The sequence below is a fragment of the Bacteroides parvus genome (assembly GCF_017309675.2).
GTDB lineage: Bacteria > Bacteroidota > Bacteroidia > Bacteroidales > Bacteroidaceae > Bacteroides > Bacteroides uniformis.
In genome coordinates, this window is the sequence record NZ_CP084680.1 from 1,614,309 (window position 1) to 1,635,629 (window position 21,321).

At 49.1% G+C, this 21,321-nt stretch carries 15 protein-coding genes; 10 read left to right on the forward strand and 5 right to left on the reverse strand.

The annotated features are described in order from the left end of the window. Positions 1-57: 57 nt before the first annotated feature. The 8 genes from JXR92_RS06440 (at position 58) to rodA (ending at position 11,771) form a co-directional block, all read left to right on the forward strand. Entirely contained in the window at positions 58-2,019 is a 1,962-nt protein-coding gene (locus tag JXR92_RS06440) for an ABC-F family ATP-binding cassette domain-containing protein (RefSeq protein WP_117966387.1), read from the forward strand. A gap of 20 nt (positions 2,020-2,039) precedes the next feature. Next, entirely contained in the window at positions 2,040-4,076 is a 2,037-nt protein-coding gene (locus JXR92_RS06445; RefSeq protein WP_138346154.1) for a M13 family metallopeptidase, read from the forward strand. A gap of 160 nt (positions 4,077-4,236) precedes the next feature. Further along, positions 4,237-5,760 carry a bifunctional phosphoribosylaminoimidazolecarboxamide formyltransferase/IMP cyclohydrolase gene (gene purH, locus JXR92_RS06450; RefSeq protein ID WP_138346152.1) on the forward strand — a complete coding sequence of 508 codons (1,524 nt, stop codon included), beginning with the start codon at positions 4,237-4,239 and terminating at the stop codon, positions 5,758-5,760. Between the two features lie 124 nt (positions 5,761-5,884). Next, positions 5,885-6,907 (forward strand): rod shape-determining protein, encoded by a 1,023-nt coding sequence (locus tag JXR92_RS06455; RefSeq protein ID WP_005828544.1) that lies wholly within the window; start codon positions 5,885-5,887, stop codon positions 6,905-6,907. Continuing rightward, positions 6,907-7,752: a rod shape-determining protein MreC gene (gene mreC, locus JXR92_RS06460; RefSeq protein WP_117966322.1), complete on the forward strand. Its 846-nt coding sequence runs from the start codon at positions 6,907-6,909 to the stop codon at positions 7,750-7,752. Before JXR92_RS06455 ends, mreC begins: the two co-directional genes overlap by 1 nt. Positions 7,753-7,851: 99 nt before the next feature. Next, a complete protein-coding gene (mreD, locus tag JXR92_RS06465; RefSeq protein WP_005828540.1) occupies positions 7,852-8,355 on the forward strand; it encodes a rod shape-determining protein MreD in 504 nt (167 codons plus the stop codon). A 19-nt stretch (positions 8,356-8,374) separates the two neighbouring features. Next, the gene (gene mrdA, locus JXR92_RS06470; protein ID WP_117966324.1) at positions 8,375-10,243 is read left to right on the forward strand and encodes a penicillin-binding protein 2; all 1,869 of its coding nucleotides are present in this window, start codon (positions 8,375-8,377) and stop codon (positions 10,241-10,243) included. Positions 10,244-10,313: 70 nt separating this feature from the next. After that, positions 10,314-11,771, forward strand: coding sequence for a rod shape-determining protein RodA (gene rodA / locus JXR92_RS06475; RefSeq protein ID WP_061412063.1), 1,458 nt, complete (start codon positions 10,314-10,316; stop codon positions 11,769-11,771). 295 nt (positions 11,772-12,066) lie between these two features. Here the strand turns inward: rodA and JXR92_RS06480 are convergent, their stop codons facing one another. The 5 genes from JXR92_RS06480 to JXR92_RS06500 all read right to left on the reverse strand — a co-directional run bounded on the left by JXR92_RS06480 (position 12,067) and on the right by JXR92_RS06500 (position 18,129). After that, complete coding sequence (locus JXR92_RS06480) at positions 12,067-12,552, reverse strand: gliding motility lipoprotein GldH (RefSeq protein ID WP_117966327.1); 486 nt, start codon at positions 12,550-12,552, stop codon at positions 12,067-12,069. Continuing rightward, positions 12,530-13,903, reverse strand: coding sequence for a PSP1 domain-containing protein (locus JXR92_RS06485; RefSeq protein ID WP_171030462.1), 1,374 nt, complete (start codon positions 13,901-13,903; stop codon positions 12,530-12,532). Before JXR92_RS06485 ends, JXR92_RS06480 begins: the two co-directional genes overlap by 23 nt. Before the next feature lie 73 nt (positions 13,904-13,976). After that, on the reverse strand, positions 13,977-15,104 hold the full coding sequence (locus JXR92_RS06490; RefSeq protein WP_131225744.1) for a DNA polymerase III subunit: 1,128 nt from the start codon (positions 15,102-15,104) through the stop codon (positions 13,977-13,979). Between the two features lie 72 nt (positions 15,105-15,176). After that, entirely contained in the window at positions 15,177-16,130 is a 954-nt protein-coding gene (metF, locus tag JXR92_RS06495; protein ID WP_117599230.1) for a methylenetetrahydrofolate reductase [NAD(P)H], read from the reverse strand. A 91-nt stretch (positions 16,131-16,221) separates the two neighbouring features. Further along, positions 16,222-18,129 (reverse strand): fimbrillin family protein, encoded by a 1,908-nt coding sequence (locus JXR92_RS06500; RefSeq protein ID WP_117599231.1) that lies wholly within the window; start codon positions 18,127-18,129, stop codon positions 16,222-16,224. Between the two features lie 340 nt (positions 18,130-18,469). Here JXR92_RS06500 and metA point away from each other — a divergent pair, with 340 nt between their 5' ends. Beyond that, entirely contained in the window at positions 18,470-19,387 is a 918-nt protein-coding gene (gene metA / locus JXR92_RS06505) for a homoserine O-acetyltransferase MetA (RefSeq protein ID WP_138346150.1), read from the forward strand. A 32-nt stretch (positions 19,388-19,419) separates the two neighbouring features. After that, positions 19,420-21,285 (forward strand): peptidase U32 family protein, encoded by a 1,866-nt coding sequence (locus JXR92_RS06510; protein WP_117966336.1) that lies wholly within the window; start codon positions 19,420-19,422, stop codon positions 21,283-21,285. Positions 21,286-21,321 lie beyond the last annotated feature (36 nt).

A 21,321-nucleotide genomic window follows, 5' to 3' on the forward strand; every position in this document is an offset into this window, starting at 1 on the left:
TGTATAACGTTGAAAATCGCTACCTTTGCAGTCTTGAACGATAAATTCATTGACACTATGATATCTGTAGAAGGACTGAAGGTAGAATTTAATGCCACTCCTCTGTTCGAAGACGTCTCTTATGTTATCAATAAGAAAGACCGTATAGCTCTTGTCGGCAAGAATGGTGCCGGTAAGTCCACCATGCTCAAGATATTGGCTGGCATTCAGCAGCCCACTGCCGGCATTGTTGCCGTTCCTCGCGAATGTACTATCGGGTATTTGCCCCAAGTGATGATACTCAGTGACAAGCGCACCGTGATGCAGGAGGCTGAACTTGCCTTCGAGCATATTTTTGAGATGCAGGCGGGCATCGAACGCATGAATCAGCAACTTGCCGAACGTACCGACTACGATAGTGAGGATTACCAGAAACTGATTGACCGCTTCACCCACGAAAACGAACGTTTCCTTATGATGGGAGGCACCAACTACCGTGCCGAAATAGAGCGCACGCTCCAAGGGCTGGGCTTTAGCCGCGAGGACTTTGACCGCTCTACAAGCGAGTTTTCCGGTGGTTGGCGTATGCGTATAGAGCTTGCCAAGCTGTTGCTTCGTCGTCCGGATGTGTTGCTGCTCGACGAGCCTACCAACCACCTTGACATCGAGAGTATCCAGTGGTTGGAGAACTTCCTTTCCACCCGTGCCAATGCGGTGGTGCTTGTCAGCCACGACCGCGCCTTTTTGAACAATGTCACTACGCGTACCATCGAAATAACTTGTGGACGCATTTACGACTATAAAGTGAAATACGATGAGTTCGTGGTGCTTCGCAAGGAGCGCCGGGAGCAGCAACTGCGTGCTTACGAGAATCAGCAGAAGCAGATACAAGATACGGAAGACTTTATCGAGCGTTTCCGGTACAAAGCTACCAAGGCTGTGCAGGTGCAAAGTCGCATCAAGCAACTTGAAAAGATAGAACGTATCGAGGTGGATGAGGAAGACAACTCCTCTTTGCGCCTGAAGTTTGTTTGCAGCAGCCGTAGCGGTAATTATCCCGTCATCTGCGAGGATATGGAGAAATCCTACGGTGAGCACATTGTTTTCCATGATGTGAATTTGACCATCAACCGAGGAGAGAAGGTTGCTTTTGTCGGTAAGAACGGCGAAGGAAAGTCTACGCTTGTAAAGTGTATTATGGGTGAGATTACGGATTATACCGGAAAACTTACACTGGGACATAATGTGCAGATTGGATATTTTGCCCAGAACCAGGCACAACTTTTGGATGAGAACCTAACTGTATTCGATACGATTGACCACGTGGCCGTAGGGGATATCCGCCTCAAAATTCGTGATATTCTGGGTGCTTTCATGTTCGGCGGTGAGGCTTCGGATAAAAGGGTGAAGGTGCTCAGCGGTGGAGAGCGTACCCGGCTTGCCATGATAAAACTGCTGTTGGAGCCGGTGAATTTTCTGATTCTCGACGAACCTACGAATCATCTTGACATGCGTTCCAAAGATGTACTGAAGGAAGCTATCCGCGATTTTGACGGGACGGTGATAATAGTCAGTCATGACCGTGATTTTCTGGACGGACTTGCGACTAAAGTATACGAGTTTGGTGGCGGACTGGTGAAGGAACATTTGGGAGGAATTTATGATTTCCTGCAAAAGAAGCAGATAGAGAGCCTGAATGAGTTACAGAAATCTCCTTCACTTTCCGCTTCGCCCACTGCCGGTAAGGCGGCATCAGGAAATGCTGGTGCAGAACCGGCTCAGCCCTCGGCTGCCAAACTCTCCTATGAGGAGCAGAAGGAGCTTAACAAGAAACTTAAGAAGCTGGAACGCCGCGTTGCCGATTGTGAAGCGGAGATAGAGCAGACGGAGGCTGCCATTGCCATTCTTGAGGCTAGGATGGCTACACCGGAGGGTGCTTCGGACATGTCGCTTTATGAGCAGCACCAAAAACTGAAAGAGCAGCTTGACCGTGTGATGGAAGAGTGGGACGCGGCTACTGTAGAGTTGGAGAATCACTAACTATTATATTTTATATATTTATGAAAGCAAATCATTTGTTACCCATTGCAGCATTCTGTCTGATGACGGCATCCTGCAACACCGGCAAGCAGCAGGCTGAACTTACAGCAGGCATCCAGCTCGCCAATCTTGACACAACGGCTCTACCCGGAACTGACTTTTACCAATACGCATGTGGCGGTTGGATGAAGAACAATCCGATTCCTGCTGAATACTCACAGTACGGTTCTTTCACTATCCTTGCAGAAAACAACCGCAAGCAGATTCAAGGACTGATTGAAGAACTTGCCGCCACCCAGCACGAAGCCGGCAGCGTGGCACAAAAAATCGGTGACTTGTACAAAATCGTAATGGACAGCGTGAAGCTGAACAAGGACGGTGTGGCCCCCATCAAGGCTGAACTCGACCAGCTGGCTGCTTTGAAGGACAAGAAGGAGCTTTATGCCTTGCTGGGCGATATGCAGAAGAAAGGTATCATCGTCTACAACGTGCTGTATGTTGGCGCTGACGAAATGAACAGTAGCATGAATGCTGTACAGACCTATCAGACCGGGCTGAGCATGGGCGAACGTGAATACTATCTGGAGAATGATGAGGCTACTGCCAAAATTCGTGATGCTTTCCGTACACATGTACAGAAGATGTATCAGTTGGCTGGTTTCGACGAGGCTACTGCCAAGAAAGGTATGGAGGTGGTGATGGATGTGGAAACACGTCTTGCCAAGGCTTTCCGCTCTCGTACGGAGTTGCGTGACCCGCATGCCAATTATAACAAGATGAGCATGGAAGAGTTGAAGAAGAATTATCCTACTTTCGATTGGGATGCTTATTTGTCTGCCATGGGCTTGAAGGATGTGAAGGAAATCATCGTAGGCCAGCCCGCTTCACTGAAAGCTGCTGCCGATATTCTGGATACGCTGCCCATTGAACAGCAGAGCCTTTATCTGCAATGGAAATTGATTGATTCTGCCGCAAGCTTGTTGAACGATGCTATGGCAGAACAGAACTTCGACTTCTACAGCCGCACCATGAGCGGTACACAAGAAATGCAGCCTCGCTGGAAGAGAGCGGTAAGCACTGTAAGCGGCGCGCTGGGCGAAGCTGTAGGTCAGATGTACGTGGAGAAATATTTCCCTGCTGCTGCCAAGGAGCGTATGGTGACTTTGGTGAAGAACTTGCAGGAAAGCTTGGGCGAACGTATTCAGAATCTTGCCTGGATGGGTGATTCCACTAAGGTGAAAGCTCTGGAGAAACTGGCTACCTTCCATGTGAAGATTGGTTATCCCGACACTTGGAAAGACTACTCCACACTGGAAATCAAAAACGACTCTTACTGGGCAAACATGGAACGTGCCAACGAGTGGAGCCATGCCGAAATGATAGCCAAGGCCGGCAAGCCGGTGGATAAGGACGAATGGCTGATGACTCCGCAGACCGTCAACGCTTACTATAACCCGACTACGAACGAAATCTGTTTCCCCGCCGGTATCCTGCAATATCCTTTCTTCGATATGAATGCGGATGATGCCTTCAACTATGGTGCCATCGGTGTGGTAATCGGTCATGAGATGACTCACGGATTCGACGACCAGGGTCGCCAGTACGACAAGGACGGTAACCTGAAAGACTGGTGGACTGCTGAAGATGCCAAGAACTTTGACGAGCGTGCTCAGGTGATGGTGAACTTCTTCGATAGCATCGAGGTTGCTCCGGGCGTATATGCCAACGGACGCATGACATTGGGTGAGAATATTGCCGACCACGGTGGTCTGCAGGTTTCTTATCAGGCATTCAAGAAAGCTACGGCTGCCAATCCGCTGCCGGTGCTGGATGGTCTTACTCCCGAACAACGTTTCTTCCTGGCATACGCAGGTGTATGGGCCAATGATATCCGTCCCGAAGAAGTGTTGAACCGCACGAAGAGTGATGTGCACTCATTGGGCGAATGGCGCGTAAACGGTGCATTGCCGCAAATCGGTGCTTGGTATGAGGCATTCAACGTGACAGAAAAAGACCCGATGTTCTTGCCGGTAGAAAAACGTGTATCTATTTGGTAAACCAACAAAATAACCCTTAAAAAAAGGCGGCAGACTGGAAACAGATGCCGCCTTTTTTAATTATACCTAATTTATTGTGTATGAATGTATGTATGAATAAACAAAATTTGTAACTTTGCGCATCAAATACTAATATACGCATACTTTAATACGCAAATCCATGTCTGAAACAAAAAGAATCAAAACAGCTCTGGTATCTGTTTACCATAAGGAAGGTTTGGACGAAATCATTACCAAACTGCATGAAGAAGGTGTAGAGTTCCTCTCAACCGGTGGAACCCGTCAGTTTATAGAATCCCTGGGTTATCCCTGCAAGGCAGTGGAAGACCTCACTACATACCCTTCCATCCTGGGCGGACGCGTGAAGACTTTGCATCCGAAGGTTTTTGGAGGTATTCTTTGCCGCCGCGGATTGGAGCAAGACATGCAACAGATTGAAAAATATGAAATCCCCGAAATAGACCTCGTCATTGTTGACCTCTATCCGTTTGAGGCTACCGTTGCCAGTGGTGCCGAAGAACCTGCCATCATCGAAAAGATTGACATAGGCGGTATCTCTCTGATTCGTGCCGCAGCCAAGAACTATAACGACGTGGTTATCATCGCTTCGCAAGCACAATATCAGCCGTTCCGCGACATGCTGATGGAACACGGAGCCACTACTACCATCGAAGAACGCCGTTGGTTTGCCAAAGAGGCTTTCGGAGTGTCTTCACACTATGATTCTGCCATCTTCAACTATTTCGATGGCGAGGAAGGTTCCGCTTTCCGTTGTTCTGCCAACAGCCAGAAGACTTTACGCTATGGCGAGAATCCGCATCAGAAAGGTTATTTCTATGGCAATATTGATGCTATGTTCGACCAGATTCACGGTAAGGAAATCTCTTATAACAACCTGCTCGACATCAATGCTGCCGTTGATTTGATTGACGAATTCAAGGATACTACTTTCGCTATCCTGAAACATAATAATGCTTGTGGACTGGCTTCACGTCCCACTGTGCTCGAAGCATGGAACGATGCGCTTGCCGGTGACCCGGTATCCGCTTTTGGTGGTGTGCTCATTACAAATGCCGTGATTGACAAGGCTGCTGCCGAAGAAATCAATAAAATTTTCTTTGAGGTAATTATCGCTCCCGATTATGATGTGGATGCGTTGGAAATCCTCGGTCAGAAGAAGAACCGTATTATCCTGGTTCGCAAGCCGGCAGCTCTGCCTAAGAAGCAGTTCCGTTCTTTGCTGAATGGCGTATTGGTTCAGGACCGCGACCTTAAGGTGGAAATTCCTGAAGAATTGAAGACTGTAACTATGAAGGCTCCCACTGCACAGGAAATTGAGGATATGCTCTTTGCAAACAAGATTGTGAAGAACAGTAAGTCGAATGCCATTGTGTTGGCAAAAGGAAAGCAGTTGTTGGCAAGTGGTGTAGGCCAGACCAGCCGTGTGGATGCTTTGAAGCAGGCTATCGAGAAAGCCAAAAACTTCGGTTTCGACTTGAATGGCGCTGTAATGGCAAGTGACGCATTCTTCCCCTTCCCCGACTGCGTGGAAATTGCCGGCAATGAAGGTGTAACAGCCGTCATCCAGCCGGGTGGGAGCATCAAGGATGAACTCTCGTTTGAATATTGCAACGAGCATGGCATTGCCATGGTAACTACTGGGTTCCGTCACTTTAAACATTAAGGTCATTTACTATTTGACGATTTACTATTTACTATTTGCCGGGAGGTGTCATTGTAGGTGGAGGTCGTCAGATAGCAGATCTGCCAAATAGTAAATAGTAAATCATTTAATAGTAAATCAATAGATGGGATTATTCTCTTTTACACAAGAAATAGCGATGGACCTTGGCACAGCCAATACCATCATCACCACGAATGGTAAGATTGTGGTGGATGAGCCTTCGGTGGTGGCTTTGGATCGTCGTACCGATAAGATGATTGCCGTGGGTGACAAGGCAAAGATGATGCACGAAAAGACCCACGAAAACATACGTACCATCCGTCCGTTGCGCGACGGTGTGATTGCTGACTTCTATGCTTGCGAGCAGATGATACGCGGACTTATCAAGATGGTGAACAACCGTAACCGTCTTTTCTCTCCGTCACTCCGCATGGTGATTGGTGTTCCTTCGGGCAGTACCGAAGTGGAACTGCGTGCCGTGCGCGACTCTGCCGAGCATGCCGGCGGGCGCGACGTTTATTTGATTTTCGAGCCGATGGCTGCTGCCATCGGTATCGGTATCGATGTAGAGGCTCCCGAAGGCAACATGATTGTTGACATAGGTGGTGGTTCTACGGAAATTGCCGTAATCTCTTTGGGAGGTATCGTAAGTAACAACTCCATCCGCATTGCCGGTGACGACTTGACTGCCGATATTCAGGAATACATGAGCCGCCAGCACAACGTGAAGGTCAGCGAGCGTATGGCTGAGCGTATTAAGATTAATGTGGGTGCTGCCTTGACGGAACTCGGTGAGGATGCTCCTGAAGACTATATCGTTCATGGTCCGAACCGCATCACGGCATTGCCCATGGAAGTGCCGGTATGCTATCAGGAAGTGGCGCACTGCCTGGAGAAGTCTATCTCTAAGATTGAGACAGCCATCTTGAGTGCATTGGAAAATACGCCTCCCGAATTGTATGCCGACATTGTTCACAACGGCATCTACCTTGCCGGTGGCGGTGCATTGCTTCGTGGACTGGATAAGCGTTTGACTGATAAAATAAACATACCGTTCCACATTGCGGAAGACCCCTTGCATGCCGTTGCCAAAGGTACGGGCGTGGCATTGAAGAACGTTGACCGCTTCTCATTCTTGATGCGGTAATGCGGAATTTATTAAACTTTCTCATTAAATATAATTACTGGTTCCTCTTTCTACTGTTAGAGGTTGCCAGTTTTATTTTATTATTTCGCTTCAATCATTACCAGCAGAGTGTGTATTTCACCTCTGCCAATGGCGTGGCAGGGAAGGTTTATGAAATATCGGGTGGCATCACTTCTTATTTCCACTTGAAGACGGCCAACGAAGACCTGCTCGACCGCAACATGTGGCTGGAGCAGCGGCTTTCGTTTCTGGAAAATGTTTTGAAGGAGAAAGGATTGGACTCCGCCAGGTTGTACAGCATGGAACGGCTTGCTCCTACGGAGTATCAGATATTCAAGGCGAATGTCATAAAGAACAGCTTGAACAAGGCTGACAATTATATCACTTTAGACCGTGGAACAACAGAAGGTATCCGTCCTGAGATGGGAGTTGTAGATGCCAATGGCGTGGTGGGTATTGTGTATAAGACCTCTCCCCATTATTCGTTGGTCATTCCGTTGCTGAACAGCAAGTCGAGCATCAGCTGTAAGATTGTGGGTAGTGATTATTTCGGTTATTTGAAGTGGGAGGGAGGTGATTCCCGTTTTGCCTATCTGAAGGATTTGCCCCGGCATGCCGAATTCAATCTGGGAGATACAGTAGTGACCAGCGGCTATTCCACCGTGTTTCCAGAAGGTGTTATGGTGGGGACGGTGGATGACATGTCCGACTCGCACGACGGGCTTTCGTATCTGTTGAAGATAAAGCTGGCTACAGACTTTGGAAAGGTGAGTAATGTGCGCGTCATTTCCCGCAACGGGCAGGATGAACAAAAGACATTGGAGTCGAGGGCGGACGAGAAGTGACTAAGAAATTAGGGATTAGGGGTTAAGGATTAATCATTTTTATATCTTATAACTTATACACTCAATAACTTGTAACTCGTAACTTATAACTCATTAGCGTTGTTAATTAATTATCTGCATAAAATAGGATGGTTCATAGGCTTGGTACTGTTGCAGGTGCTGATATTGAACAATGTGCATATTGCAGGATATGCCACTCCATTTCTGTATATCTACTTGATACTGAAGTTTGAGTCGGACACTCCCCGCAATGCGTTGATGTTGTGGGCATTCTTTTTAGGGCTGGCTGTCGACGTCTTTTCCGACACACCGGGGATGAACGCTGCCGCTACGGTGTTGCTGGCTTTCTTGCGCCCCACTTTCTTGCGGCTGTTCGTGCCTCGTGACACGCTGGATACACTGGTTCCGGCCATCCGTACAATGGGGATTCTTCCTTTCCTGAAATATCTGGTTGTGAGTGTGCTGATACATCACGGCTTGTTGCTTACCCTCGAATTCTTCTCTTTTGCCCATATTGGTACGCTGTTGTTGAGAATTGCGGCAAGTACCCTGCTTACTGTGACCTGCATTATGGCTGTTGAGGGAATAAGAAAGAAAGGATAAAGGGATTAAGGATTAGGAATTGATGAAAGACTATACACTGGAAAAGCGGAAATATGTAATTGGAGCGGCGGCTATTGTCATCGTTCTTATTTACGTGTTCCGGCTGTTCGACCTGCAAATCATGACTGATGACTACAAGAAGAACGCGGACAGTAACGCTTTTCTGAACAAGATACAATATCCATCACGGGGGGCTATCTACGACCGTAACGGTAAGTTGCTCGTGTTTAACCAGCCTGCCTATGATATTACGTTTGTGCCTCGGGAGGTGACGCAGCTGGATACACTCGACCTTTGCAGTGCCTTGAACATTACCCGTGAGCAGTTTGACAAACGGATGAAGGACGTCAAGAACCGCTGGATGAACCCCGGTTATTCCAAATACACCCATCAGGTGTTCATGACGCAGCTTTCTGCCGAAGAGTGCGGTGTGTTTCAGGAGAAGCTGTTCAAATTTCCAGGTTTCTATATTCAGCGGCGTACTATCCGCCAATATACCTATAACTCTGCCGGCCATTTGCTGGGAGACATCGGCGAAGTGTCCAAGAAAGACATTGAGAACGATGACTATTATATTCGCGGAGACTATATAGGCAAGCAAGGCATCGAGAAATCCTATGAAAAGTATCTGCGTGGAGAGAAGGGGGTGGAGATTCTGCTTCGTGACGCTCACGGGCGCATCCAGGGACACTACATGGACGGACAGTTGGACCGTTCCTCCGTACCCGGCAAGAACCTGACACTAGGCATCGACATTGACCTCCAGATGTTGGGCGAACGGCTGCTTCAACACAAAATCGGTGCCATTGTGGCCATCGAACCGGCTACGGGTGAGATTCTGTGCATGGTTTCCTCGCCTACCTTTGACCCTCATCTGATGATAGGGCGCCAGCGGGGAAAGAACCACCGCCTGCTGCAGATGGACAAGCGGAAGCCTTTGTTGAACCGTGCCATCATGGGAGCTTATCCGCCGGGCTCCACCTTCAAGACGGCGCAGGCACTGACTTTCCTTCAGGAAGAGATTATCCACGAAGATTATCCGACTTTCCCTTGTGCGCATGGTTTCAATCATAAAGGCCTTCATGTGGGATGTCACGGACATGGTTCGCCTCTGTCGCTGATTCCTGCCATCGCTACCTCTTGTAATTCCTATTTCTGTTGGGGATTGTATCGCATGTTCGGTGATAAAAAATACGGTTCGCCGCAGAATGCCATTACCGTATGGAAAGACCACATGGTATCGCAGGGCTTCGGCTATCGGCTCGGTACCGACCTCCCCGGCGAACAGCGTGGACTGATACCGAATGCAAAGTTCTACGACAAGCCCTATCGGGGTTCGTGGAACGGTCTGACGGTTATCAGTATCGCTATCGGGCAGGGAGAGATTCTTGCTACACCCTTGCAGATAGCCAATCTGGGTGCCACCATTGCCAACCGGGGGCATTTCATTACTCCGCACATCGTGAAGGAGATAGAAGACAATGAACTGGACAGCATCTATCGCAATCCCCGTTATCCCACCATCGACCGCGAATATTATGAAATGGTGGTGAAAGGTATGCGTGCCGCTGTAGACGGAAGTACGGGTAGCGCCACTTGCCGCATGGCGGGAGCCATCCTGCCGGGTGTGGAGGTCTGCGGAAAGACGGGTACGGCACAGAACCGCGGCAAGGACCATTCTGTCTTTATGGGCTTTGCCCCGATGGACAACCCTAAGATAGCCATTGCCGTCTATGTGGAGAACGGTGGTTTCGGTGCCACGTATGGCGTACCTATCGGTGCCATGATGATGGACCAGTATCTGCATGGAAAGCTGTCGCCCGAGAATGAGATACGGGCGGAAGAATTCAGTAACCGGGTGATACTTTACGGAGATGAGGAGAGATGATGATTAGGGGTTAGGGATGAACTGTGGGTGGCTTCAATAGTAAATAGTAAATCGTAAAATTGTAAATAAATTGGTGACGAGGAGAGATAGCATATGGAAATCATTGGACTGGGTGACGATTGTCGTTTACCTGCTGCTGATTGTATTCGGCTGGTTCAGTGTTTGTGGAGCAAGTTATGATTATGGTGACCGTGACTTTCTGGACTTCTCTACGCGTGCCGGCAAGCAGTTTGTCTGGATTATATGTTCCTTCGGGTTGGGGTTTGTGCTGCTGATGCTGGACGATTCCCTCTATGACATGTTCTCCTACCTTATATATATAGGGCTGATGCTGTTGCTGATTGTCACGATATTCATTGCGCCTGACACGAAAGGGTCGCGGTCGTGGCTCATCCTGGGGCCGGTCAGTTTGCAGCCGGCGGAGTTTGCCAAGTTTGCCACGGCGCTGGCGCTTGCCAAGTATATGAGCGCCTACTCGTTTACGATGAAGAACTGGAAAAGCTCCCTTATGCTGGCTTTCCTGATTCTCTTCCCCATGTTGCTGATTATCCTGCAGCGGGAGACGGGTTCGGCATTGGTGTACTCTGCATTTTTCCTGATGCTTTATCGGGAGGGAATGCCGGGCGTGGTACTGTTCTCGGGTATATGTGCAGTGGTCTACTTTGTGGTGGGCATCCGTTTTGATGCGGTGATGATTGCCGATACGCCGACGCCTATCGGAGAATTTGCCGTGTTGCTGATGGTACTGCTTTTTGCCGGAGGCATGGTGTGGGTTTATAAAAAGCGCTGGGAGCCCACGCGGAATATTATCGGCGGTTCGCTGGGAGTGCTGCTCGTGGCTTATCTGATTTCGGAATACGTGGTACCCTTCAACTTGGTGTGGGTGCAGTGGGGGCTTTGTGCACTTGTTGTCGGGTATCTTGTCTTTCTTTCTTTAAGCGAGCGCCATTTATCTTATTTTCTGATTGGGCTGTTTGCTTTGGGTTCGATAGGTTTCCTCTACTCCAGCGACTACTTCTTCAATAAAGTGCTGGAACCCCATCAGCAGATACGTATCAAGGTGGTGCTCGGTATGGAGGAGGACCTTGCTGGTGCCGGCTATAACGTGAACCAGTCGAAGATAGCCATCGGCTCCGGGGGGCTGACCGGCAAAGGTTTCTTGAACGGTACGCAGACAAAGCTGAAGTATGTGCCGGAGCAAGATACGGACTTCATTTTTTGCACCGTGGGTGAGGAGGAAGGATTCGTAGGGTCTACGGCTGTACTGTTACTGTTCCTTATTCTTATTTTACGGCTGATTGCCGTGGCCGAGCGGCAGCAATCCCCCTTTGGCCGGGTGTATGGCTACTCTGTGCTTAGTATATTCTTGTTCCATCTATTCATCAATATAGGCATGGTGCTGGGACTGACCCCCGTCATTGGTATCCCTTTGCCTTTCTTCAGTTACGGAGGTTCTTCTCTCTGGGGATTCACAATCCTGCTGTTTATCTTTCTGCGGATTGATGCAGGACGTAATCGCCGAATTTAGTTATGACCGTTTCCTTGTGGGACATACGAATGGACTTGATTATCATTACATTGCATTTACACATTGTTGACATCGTAATGTAAAGGCTGTTACACCGCATTGTAACGTCCTTTGCGCTATATTGTAACGCCCTTTACATGCTGGTGTAACGGCCGATACATTCTGGCGTAAAAGACGTAACGCTATGAGGTAAGAGGGCAAGTTATGATACCCCGCCCGTTTCCGCTTCAAGGAGACGTGAGTGGGAGACTGAGATGGTTGTTAGAAGAAGGTGATAAAGAACAATAGGGAGTTTCTATCTCTTCAGTTTGATGCCGATGTCATTGATTCCTTGCAGCCTTTCGTCCGGTAGCGTATAGGCCACTTTAAAGAGGTAGGTGCCGGGTTTGCCGATTTGAACGCTTCCTGCGGAGACGGCAGTCTGATAGAGACCTCCCCAGCCGTCACCTTTCCAGATCCCTTCTTTGTCCGCCAGGATTAGCTGTATGGTGTCTGCGGGGGAAGGGATGGAATCTGCGGTGGTGTAGCAGATGGATAGAGGTAGATTCTGATAGGGGTAGTTGCTTCGGTTACGAACTTCCAGAGACAGTTTGTAGTAGGTCAGTGAGTCGGTGACCTTCACGTCGAAAGAGAGCGTGTCTTCGCGCGGCCAGCCTTCGGTGGGGAGGGATTGGAAGGAATGGTATACGGTCTGTTTGTCGCAAGCGCTCAGCAGGCTTGCGACAAACAGTAGTATGATACCTTTCAGGCAGAGATTCCTATTCTTGAGCCGGTTTGTCATTTTGGGCAGGTCTTTCACCTTGAGGTTTGGGCTTATTGTTACGGGGCGGACGACGGTTGTTATTGTTCCGTTGTTGACGTTCGCCTTGTTGCTGTTCACCTTGTTTGGGTACTTGCCGGTCTTGTTTCTGTCTCGGTTGCCGGTCTTGCCTGGATTGTTCTCTCTGGTTGTTGGATTGGGGAGCACCCTGCTCACCTCCTTGCGGACGACCGTTCCCACTCTTTTTCTTTCTCTTGTTACGGCTGTTGTTGCTGTTCTCGTTACCGTTGCCGTCACCGCCACTCTTGCCTTTCCGGCTGCGGTCAAAGCGTGTGAGGCTCTCTTGTTCCAGCAAGTCCACCGGCTTTTTGGGTTCGGAGCGATGGGCTTCTTCTATCAAGCTGTCGGGCTTGATGCCACGTTTGTTCAAACCGATAATCTCGAAGGCGCGTCTGCCGCTGATGGTCACCAGGTTGGCAGGGATGTTCTTGTCGCTTGAGTAGGTTATCTGGTTGCTCAGAATGTCGGCTTTGAAGAAGAAGAACTCGCCGTCTTTGGTTTCCAGGGTAATCTCGCGTGAGGGCAGGCGTTTCTGTGCTTCCACGTAGCAGTCCACTTCGTAGTTGAGGCAGCACTTCAGCTTGGCGCATTGTCCGGCAAGTTTCTGCGGATTCAGTGATATGTCCTGGAAGCGTGCAGCGCTGGTAGATACCGACACGAAGGAGGTCATCCAGGTGGCACAGCAGAGTTCGCGTCCGCAGGGACCGATGCCACCAATGCGTCCGGCTTCCTGGCGGGCGCCAATCTGTTTCATCTCGATGCGCACGCGGAAGGCGTCGGCAAGGACCTTGATGAGCTGGCGGAAGTCCACACGCTCGTCGGCGATGTAGTAGAAGATGGCTTTGTTGCCGTCTCCCTGGTATTCCACGTCACCAATCTTCATGTTGAGGTTGAGGTCCAGGGCAATCTGGCGCGAGCGTATCATGGTGGCGTGCTCGCGGGCTTTTGCTTCGTTGTACTTCTCCATATCTACGGGCTTCGCCTTGCGGTAGATGCGTTTGATGTCTGCCTCGGACTTGATATTGGCTTTCTTCATTTGCAGCGGCACGAGGCGTCCGGTCAGGGTCACCACGCCGATGTCATGTCCGGGGGTGGCTTCTACGGCTACGATGTCGCCTTTCTCCAGGGGTATCTTGTTGCTGTTGCGGAAATATCCCTTGCGGGTGTTCTTGAACTGAACTTCCACCAGCTCGCTCTCATCGGCATTGCCCGGTATGTCGGCCAGCCAGTCGTAGGTGTTCAGTTGCTTGTCCTGCCTGCCGCAACTCTTGCAGCAGAGACCTCCGCTTCCGTTATGTAGTTTAAATTCCATCATCTGTTTATTTACTATTTGACTATTTACTATTTACGATTTGATACTTTGCATTTCATTATCTTGCCACTTTTCATTGTTTCAATAAAACAATCATTTTGAGGGAGAAGTCGAAGAACACCATGCGGGCGTTCACGTTCTGCTCGATGTGGCGCTGCGCTTCACTCAGTTCGTCCATGATGCCCACGACGTTACGCTCGTTGACAAAGGGGGCGAAGCGGGTGGCGAAGTTCTGTTCGGGCAACGTCATGTAGTTCATCTCCTTGCGGTGCAGGTTGTAGATGAAGTTCTCGCGGGTCATACGCTGGCAGTAGTCCAGGAAGTTCTTCTGCCGTTCGCGTCCCATGGCGGCAAGCTGCTCGCTCCATTGTTTCATTTCCCGTATCTTGCGCTGGTAGGAGAGTCGCATCAGGCTGACAAAGAGATTGAAGAACAGTTCGTTCTCCTCGTTCATATGGATGGTCTCCAATGCTTTGATAAAGTCTCCGTTTGCCAGGTGGGCTATGGTCTCGCTGTCGCGGGGCTGCACTCCGTACTTCTGCTGTAAGGCTCCTGCTATGTCAACTTCTTCAATCTTGGGGATGTTGAAGCGTTGCGTGCGGCTGAGGATGGTGGGCAGTATCATTTCCGGAGCTTCGGAAATGAGGAGGAATATCGTTTTCTCGGGCGGCTCTTCCAGCAGCTTCAGCAGCTTGTTGGCGCAGACTTCGTGCATTTTTTCGGGCAGCCATACGATGGTGACTTTGTAACCTCCTTCGCTGGATTTCAGACTGAGCTTGCGGGTTATCTCGTCGCTTTCTTTGGCATAAATGATGGCTTGCCCGTTTTCGGCATCCATCTCGTTCAGCCAATGATTCAGTCCGAAGTAGGGGCTGTTCAGCAGCAGGTGCCGCCAGTTGGTGATATAGTCGTCGCAGACTTCCTTTTTCCCTTTGGCACTCTTGACGATAGGGTATACGAAGTGTACGTCCGGGTGCACCAGCTTGTTCCATTTCACGCAGGAGGGACAAGTACCGCAGGCATCGGTTTCCGTCCGGTTGGGACAGCAGATGTAGCGGGCATAGGCAAGTGCCAATGGGAGTTTTCCTACTCCGGCAGGGCCGCAGAAGAGTTGTGCGTGGGGGATACGTCCTTCCTGCACTTCTTGTATCAGCCTTTGCTTGGCTGGCTCTTGGCCTATTATGTCCTTGAAACTGAACACGGGGTAATTAGTTATAAGTTATTACTTGTGACACTGCCTGTTGTCAATTGTCAACTGTTGATTGTCCATTGTTTAGTAGATTTGTTTGGCTACTTCCTTGATGCTGTCTGTAGCTCCTACCGAGTAGAAGTGGAGGCTTGGGACGCCATGGGCTATCAGCTCTTTGCACTGCTGCACGCACCATTCGATACCCACTTGCTGAGCTTCTGCGTCGGTGTTGCACTTCAGAACCTCTTGGGTCAGTTCCTTGGGCAAATCTACTTTGAACGTCTTGGGTATCATGCTGAGTTGTGACAGCTTCTTGAAGGGCTTGATGCCCGGGATAATCGGGATGGTGACACCGGCTTGGCGGGCGCGTTCCACGAAGTCGAAATATTTCCGGTTGTCGTAGAAGAGCTGGGTCACGGCATACTCTGCACCCATTTCCATTTTCTTCTTCAGCCAGTAGATGTCTGTATCCATGTTGGGGGCTTCTTCATGCTTTTCCGGATAGCAGGCTACGCCGTACGAAAACGGGGTATTGGTAACTTTCATCTCGGAGCCGTCCACAAAGATGCCTTTATTGAAGTTGTTGATTTGTTCTTGTAGTTCGACGGCGTGGTGGTAACCGTTGCCTACGGGGATAAACGAAGATTCGTGCTTTGCCTTGTCGCCACGAAGCACCAGCAGGTCGGTGATGCCGAGGAATTGCAGGTCGAGCAGCACGTACTCCGTCTCCTCGCGGGTGAAGCCGCTGCAAAGGATGTGCGGCACCATGGTGATGTTGTACTTGTTCTGGATGGCAGCAGCTACGGCTACGGTGCCGGGGCGGCGGCGCAGGCGGTTTCGCTGGAACAATCCGTTGCCGAGGTCTTTGTACACGTACTCGCTGCGGTGCGTGGTGATGTTGATGTATTTGGGGTCGAATTCCCGTAACGTATCTATGGTCTGATACAGCTTTTCGATGCCCGTACCTTTCAGTGGTGGCAATATTTCAAAGGAAAAAGCTGTTTTTTCGTTACTGTTTATCAGGTCGATTACTCTCATTTCTCTTTCGTTATCTTTGTCCGATTGGCAAAAATCTTGCACATTGGGAACAAAAATACAAAAAAGAAATGAGAAATGTCGAAATTGCCGGCTATTCTTTTATACAGCGGATGGAAAGAGCTTTATAGTAGGGCTTGCCGGTGACATGGGCGGCGCTTGAGACAAACTCGTCGCTTTCGCCGAGAAAATAAATGGTGCTTTCCGAAAGGGTATGCTTTGTATGATCCCAACTCCAGAAGGCGGTCATTTTGTTTGGACTGTTGTGCCCCTTGTTGTACCACATTCCTACGGGAAAAGCATTGAACCGGGTATAGTTGTTGACGGGGGCTACTTCACCGGATACCATTGTCTGCCATTCTCCGGCTTTTAGTATGGAGCTGTCGTTGCCGGTATAGCTTTTCAGCTGTTCCCAGTCTGCATCCGATGGTATTTTCCAGCCTTCGGGTACCAGCTCTCCTGCCAGTATGGCTTCTCCATTGTAAAAATAAATATCATACTTATCCGGCTTGTAATATCCGGCTTTGTCTGTTCCCAAATCAATCTGTTTTTTCAAGGGAGTTCCGTCACGGTAGGTGGTGGCATGGAGCTCTTTCCCCATCCAGTATTGGGCTCCAATCTTGACAATGGGGTATTCGGTAGACACTCCTTTTCTGATGTCTCGAAGGGTGTAGCATGCCACATTCACCTTGATGGCGTTTTCCGGCTTTTCCAGAAGTAGTTTATGGCTGTTGTCTATATAGAGCTTGTCTATGCCGGTATATTCCCCTTTAGTGTAGGTAAATCCATAGTCGTCTGTATTCCAGCTTATTCTTCCTCCGCAGATGGTGTCTTTACGGTCCGCAAGCTGTAGGATGACGCCATTGCTCAGGTCGGCCTTTTCATTTTTACCTATGGGATAGGCTATAACGGCTCTGGAAGTCAATGACGCTGATTTGAGATATTCCTTGCAGACTTCTGCAATGGGTATCCCTTCGTGATAAATTCTGTATACATTTGAAAGAGAAAAGGAGAGAGCGGAAATATGTATGGCAGTGTAATCTTCCATATTATCGGTGTCGATGGGAGGGAGGCTGCTCCATTCCTTGATTTTGCCGGCAAAGCTGCTCAGGACGTTGCTGTTGCTCTGCATGGCTGATATGTTGATGATACATTGCGTGCTGCTACTCATTTCCACTTCGGGTATTGCACAACTGTATATACGTCCGCTCCACTCCATAATGAAGGATTGCTTGCCATCATTTATCGTTTGGGGTATGATAATGAATTCCTTGCCGGTAAGTTTGTTGTCTTTGACACTCCATTCACCGGAGGCTATGATGTCTTGTGTCCCCGTAAGATTACTGAAAGTCCCGTCTTCCAGATTATAATCGGCCGAGGTCTTGAGCCCGGTTGCGATGATACGCGGATTGGCTTTCAGCAAATCATTGGCAGAGTTGCTTGTGTCGGGTGTCAGAGAGATTGCCAGTTTGGACAGCTTGTGTTGGAACTCCAGGGTTACAGATTTGGTTTTATTGGTGATTCCTTGCGCTTTAGCTACCAAGAAGTCACTTTGTGCGCGGTTTTTCTCATTGCTTTGGTCTATCTGTACAGATACGGGAAGAACGGGTGTACCGGCAACTACCCCTTCGGTTTGGTAAGGGTGGTAACTGATAAAGTCCAGTGGCACATCTCCTTCCGGATAGAATACTGTCTTTTGGGGAATCAGTGTAGAGCCTTCCGTATATTCCAGAGCCAGATTGTCAATATACCGTTTCCCCTTGATAGAGCCGGAGGAAGTGGTTGCAAACAAGCCCATTTTGTCTCCTTTTTCAAAGGCGGTGTTTGTGACCTTGGTACTGGCCTTTTCTATTTTGATAGAGAACGTGATAGGCGTCGTCCCTTCCTCGATTTCCGCTTCTGATTCTTCGTCAATCCGGTTCACACAAGCTGTATTCCCTAAGGACACGCAGCAGAATAAAGAGGCAGCTAAGACTCCTCTTGCAAGAATAAGTTTTTTCATTATATTATTATTGTGGGGCAACGGTTTTTCCGCTTTCCCAATTATACTCAATGAACCTTGTCTTAAAAATATGGATTTAGCAGAGCTATAACCGGTATGGAAAAGTCTTTTACGCTTTTGGATGCTAATTATCAGTATCACGCTTGATGCCGCAGTGCTTTTTAATCTTATTTTTTAATAACTTTTAATAGGTTTCGGGTACAAATGTAATTAAACGTGTTAAATGAAGAGGGATAAATCGATAAAACTTTTATAATTTATTTATCACACTCTGATTTTTTGCCTAACTTTACACGCTAAAATCGTAGACAGTAATAAGTTAAACCATAGATATAAACTCATGCCTTTAAATTTACCCGATAAACTACCCGCTATCGAGTTGCTGAAAGAGGAGAATATATTTGTCATTGACAATTCCCGGGCAACCCAGCAGGATATCCGTCCGCTGCGTATCGTGATTCTGAACTTGATGCCGCTAAAGATTACAACGGAAACGGACCTGGTGCGTCTGCTTTCCAATACTCCGCTTCAGGTGGAAATCTCGTTCATGAAGATAAAAAGCCATACTTCCAAGAACACTCCGATAGAACACATGAAAACATTTTATACGGATTTCGACAAGATGCGCGGTGAAAAGTACGATGGCATGATTATCACCGGTGCTCCGGTAGAGCAGATGGATTTTGAGGAGGTGACTTATTGGGATGAGATTACTGAAATCTTCGACTGGGCGCGTACGCATGTCACCTCTACGCTCTACATCTGCTGGGCGGCGCAGGCAGGGCTCTATCATCATTATGGAGTGCCGAAGTATGCACTGGATAAGAAGATGTTCGGTATCTTTGAACATCGTACCTTGCAACCGTTGCATCCCATTTTCCGTGGATTTGATGATATGTTCTATGTGCCGCATAGCCGCCACACGGAAGTGCGCCGGGAAGATATACAGAAGGTTCCGGAATTGACGCTGCTTTCCGAGTCGGAGGATGCCGGTGTATATATGGCGGTGGCCCGTGGAGGGCGTGAGTTCTTCGTGACCGGCCATTCGGAATACTCTCCGTTGACGCTGGACACAGAGTATCGCCGTGACTTGAATAAGGGCCTGCCCATCGAGATACCCCGTAACTACTATGTGGACGATGACCCGGACAAAGGAGTGTTGGTGCGTTGGCGTGCCCATGCCAATCTGTTGTTCTCCAATTGGCTGAATTATTTTGTATATCAGGAGACACCGTATAATATTAATGATATAGAGTGAGTAGCGTGTCACTTGTCACTCGTAATTGAACAATGATAAAACAACGTAAAATAGAGCTGCTGGCTCCTGCCAAGAATTTGGAGTGTGGCATAGAAGCTGTGAATCATGGAGCGGATGCGGTCTACATCGGTGCACCCAAGTTCGGTGCGCGTGCTGCTGCTGTCAACTCTTTGGAGGATATTGCCGCTTTGGTGGAGCATGCCCATCTGTATAATGCCCGTATCTATGTGACGGTCAATACCATTCTGAAAGAAGAAGAGCTGAAAGAGACAGAGAGGATGATTTGGGAATTGTACCGTATCGGTGTGGATGCGCTGATTGTACAGGACATGGGGATTACGCGGCTGAATTTGCCGCCCATCCCGTTGCATGGCAGTACACAGATGGATAACCGTACGCCGGAGAAAGTACGTTTCCTTGCCGATGCCGGTTTCCGTCAGGTGGTGTTGGCACGCGAACTTTCTTTGCAGGAGATACGCGGTATCCATGAGGCGTGTCCCGACGTGCCGCTCGAAGTCTTTGTACACGGGGCTCTTTGCGTCAGTTATAGCGGGCAGTGCTATGTCAGCCAGGCTTGTTTCGGACGGAGTGCCAACCGGGGGGAATGTGCGCAATTCTGCCGTTTACCCTTCAGTCTGGTAGATGCCGATGGCAAGACCATTGTGCGTAATAAGCATTTGCTTTCTTTGAAAGACCTCAACCAAAGTGAGGTGTTGGAAGAACTGCTGGATGCCGGAGCCACTTCCTTGAAGATAGAAGGCCGCTTGAAGGATGTGACGTACGTGAAGAATGTGACGGCGGCTTACCGTAGGCGACTCGATGCCATTTTTGCCCGTCGCAAGGAATATGCCCGTGCCTCTTCGGGCACTTGCCGTTTCGATTTTCAGCCACAGTTGGACAAGAGTTTCAGTCGTGGTTTCACTCATTACTTCCTGCAAGGAAGGGGAGGGGAGATCACTTCGTTCGATACGCCCAAATCTTTGGGAGAGGAGATGGGCACTTTGAAGGAACAGCGCGGGGGCTATCTCACGGTGGCAGGCATAAAGCCTTTCCACAACGGAGACGGTGTCTGCTTCTTGGATGAGCAAGGACGTTTGCAAGGTTTCCGTATCAACCGGGTGGATGGCAACAAGCTCTATCCGGCAGGGGAAGTGCCCCGTATTAAACCACGTACCCGGCTTTATCGTAACTTCGACCAGGAATTTGAACGTATCCTTACCCGTAAATCCTCCGAACGCAAAATCGGTGTTTGTTGGGAGTTGGCAGATAATTCTTTCGGATTTAGCCTGACGGCTGCGGACGAAGATGATAACCGCGTGACACTTTCTTTCCCTTATCCGAAGGAGTTGGCACGTACACCGCAGGCGGATAACCTGCGCAGCCAACTGGCTAAGTTGGGAAATACACCTTTCGAGGTAGCCGGGCATTTATCAGAAGAGGCGTCGGGTATCAGGCTCAATCTTTCTGCGAATTGGTTCATTCCTGCTTCTGTGGTGGCAGACTGGCGCCGGCAGGTGATAGATAAGCTGATTGAGGCTCGGCGTGTTACTTATCGTCGTGAGCTGGCTGTTTGGAAACCGACCAGCCATGCTTTCCCAGCTACTTCGCTGACCTATCTGGGCAATGTGATGAACAGTGCTGCCCGGAGTTTTTACCGTGAGCATGGACTCTCGTCTATAGCGCCTGCCTATGAGGCACAAGCGGTTCCAGAGGCTGTGCTCATGTTCTGCAAACATTGCCTGCGTTTCAGTATGGGATGGTGTCCCACCTATCAGAAAGGACATTCTCCCTATAGGGAACCTTATTATTTGGTTGGGACGGACGGCAAGCGTTTCCGCTTGTCGTTTGATTGTAAGAATTGCCAGATGAAAGTCATTGCTCATGAAGAGCCGCTTTAATGAAGGACGAAGAATGAGGAATTACTAATAAAGACT

Excerpts from the sequence above, each read along its gene's own strand:
- metF (WP_117599230.1), bottom strand. The coding sequence starts at position 16,130 with ATGAGAGTAATCGACCTGATAAACAGTAACGAAAAAACAGCTTTTTCC.
- JXR92_RS06445 (WP_138346154.1), top strand. The coding sequence starts at position 2,040 with ATGAAAGCAAATCATTTGTTACCCATTGCAGCATTCTGTCTGATGACG.
- purH (WP_138346152.1), top strand. The coding sequence starts at position 4,237 with ATGTCTGAAACAAAAAGAATCAAAACAGCTCTGGTATCTGTTTACCAT.
- JXR92_RS06455 (WP_005828544.1), top strand. The coding sequence starts at position 5,885 with ATGGGATTATTCTCTTTTACACAAGAAATAGCGATGGACCTTGGCACA.
- JXR92_RS06480 (WP_117966327.1), bottom strand. The coding sequence starts at position 12,552 with ATGACAAACCGGCTCAAGAATAGGAATCTCTGCCTGAAAGGTATCATA.
- JXR92_RS06485 (WP_171030462.1), bottom strand. The coding sequence starts at position 13,903 with ATGGAATTTAAACTACATAACGGAAGCGGAGGTCTCTGCTGCAAGAGT.
- JXR92_RS06500 (WP_117599231.1), bottom strand. The coding sequence starts at position 18,129 with ATGAAAAAACTTATTCTTGCAAGAGGAGTCTTAGCTGCCTCTTTATTC.
- JXR92_RS06510 (WP_117966336.1), top strand. The coding sequence starts at position 19,420 with ATGATAAAACAACGTAAAATAGAGCTGCTGGCTCCTGCCAAGAATTTG.
- mreC (WP_117966322.1), top strand. The coding sequence starts at position 6,907 with ATGCGGAATTTATTAAACTTTCTCATTAAATATAATTACTGGTTCCTC.
- metA (WP_138346150.1), top strand. The coding sequence starts at position 18,470 with ATGCCTTTAAATTTACCCGATAAACTACCCGCTATCGAGTTGCTGAAA.
- JXR92_RS06440 (WP_117966387.1), top strand. The coding sequence starts at position 58 with ATGATATCTGTAGAAGGACTGAAGGTAGAATTTAATGCCACTCCTCTG.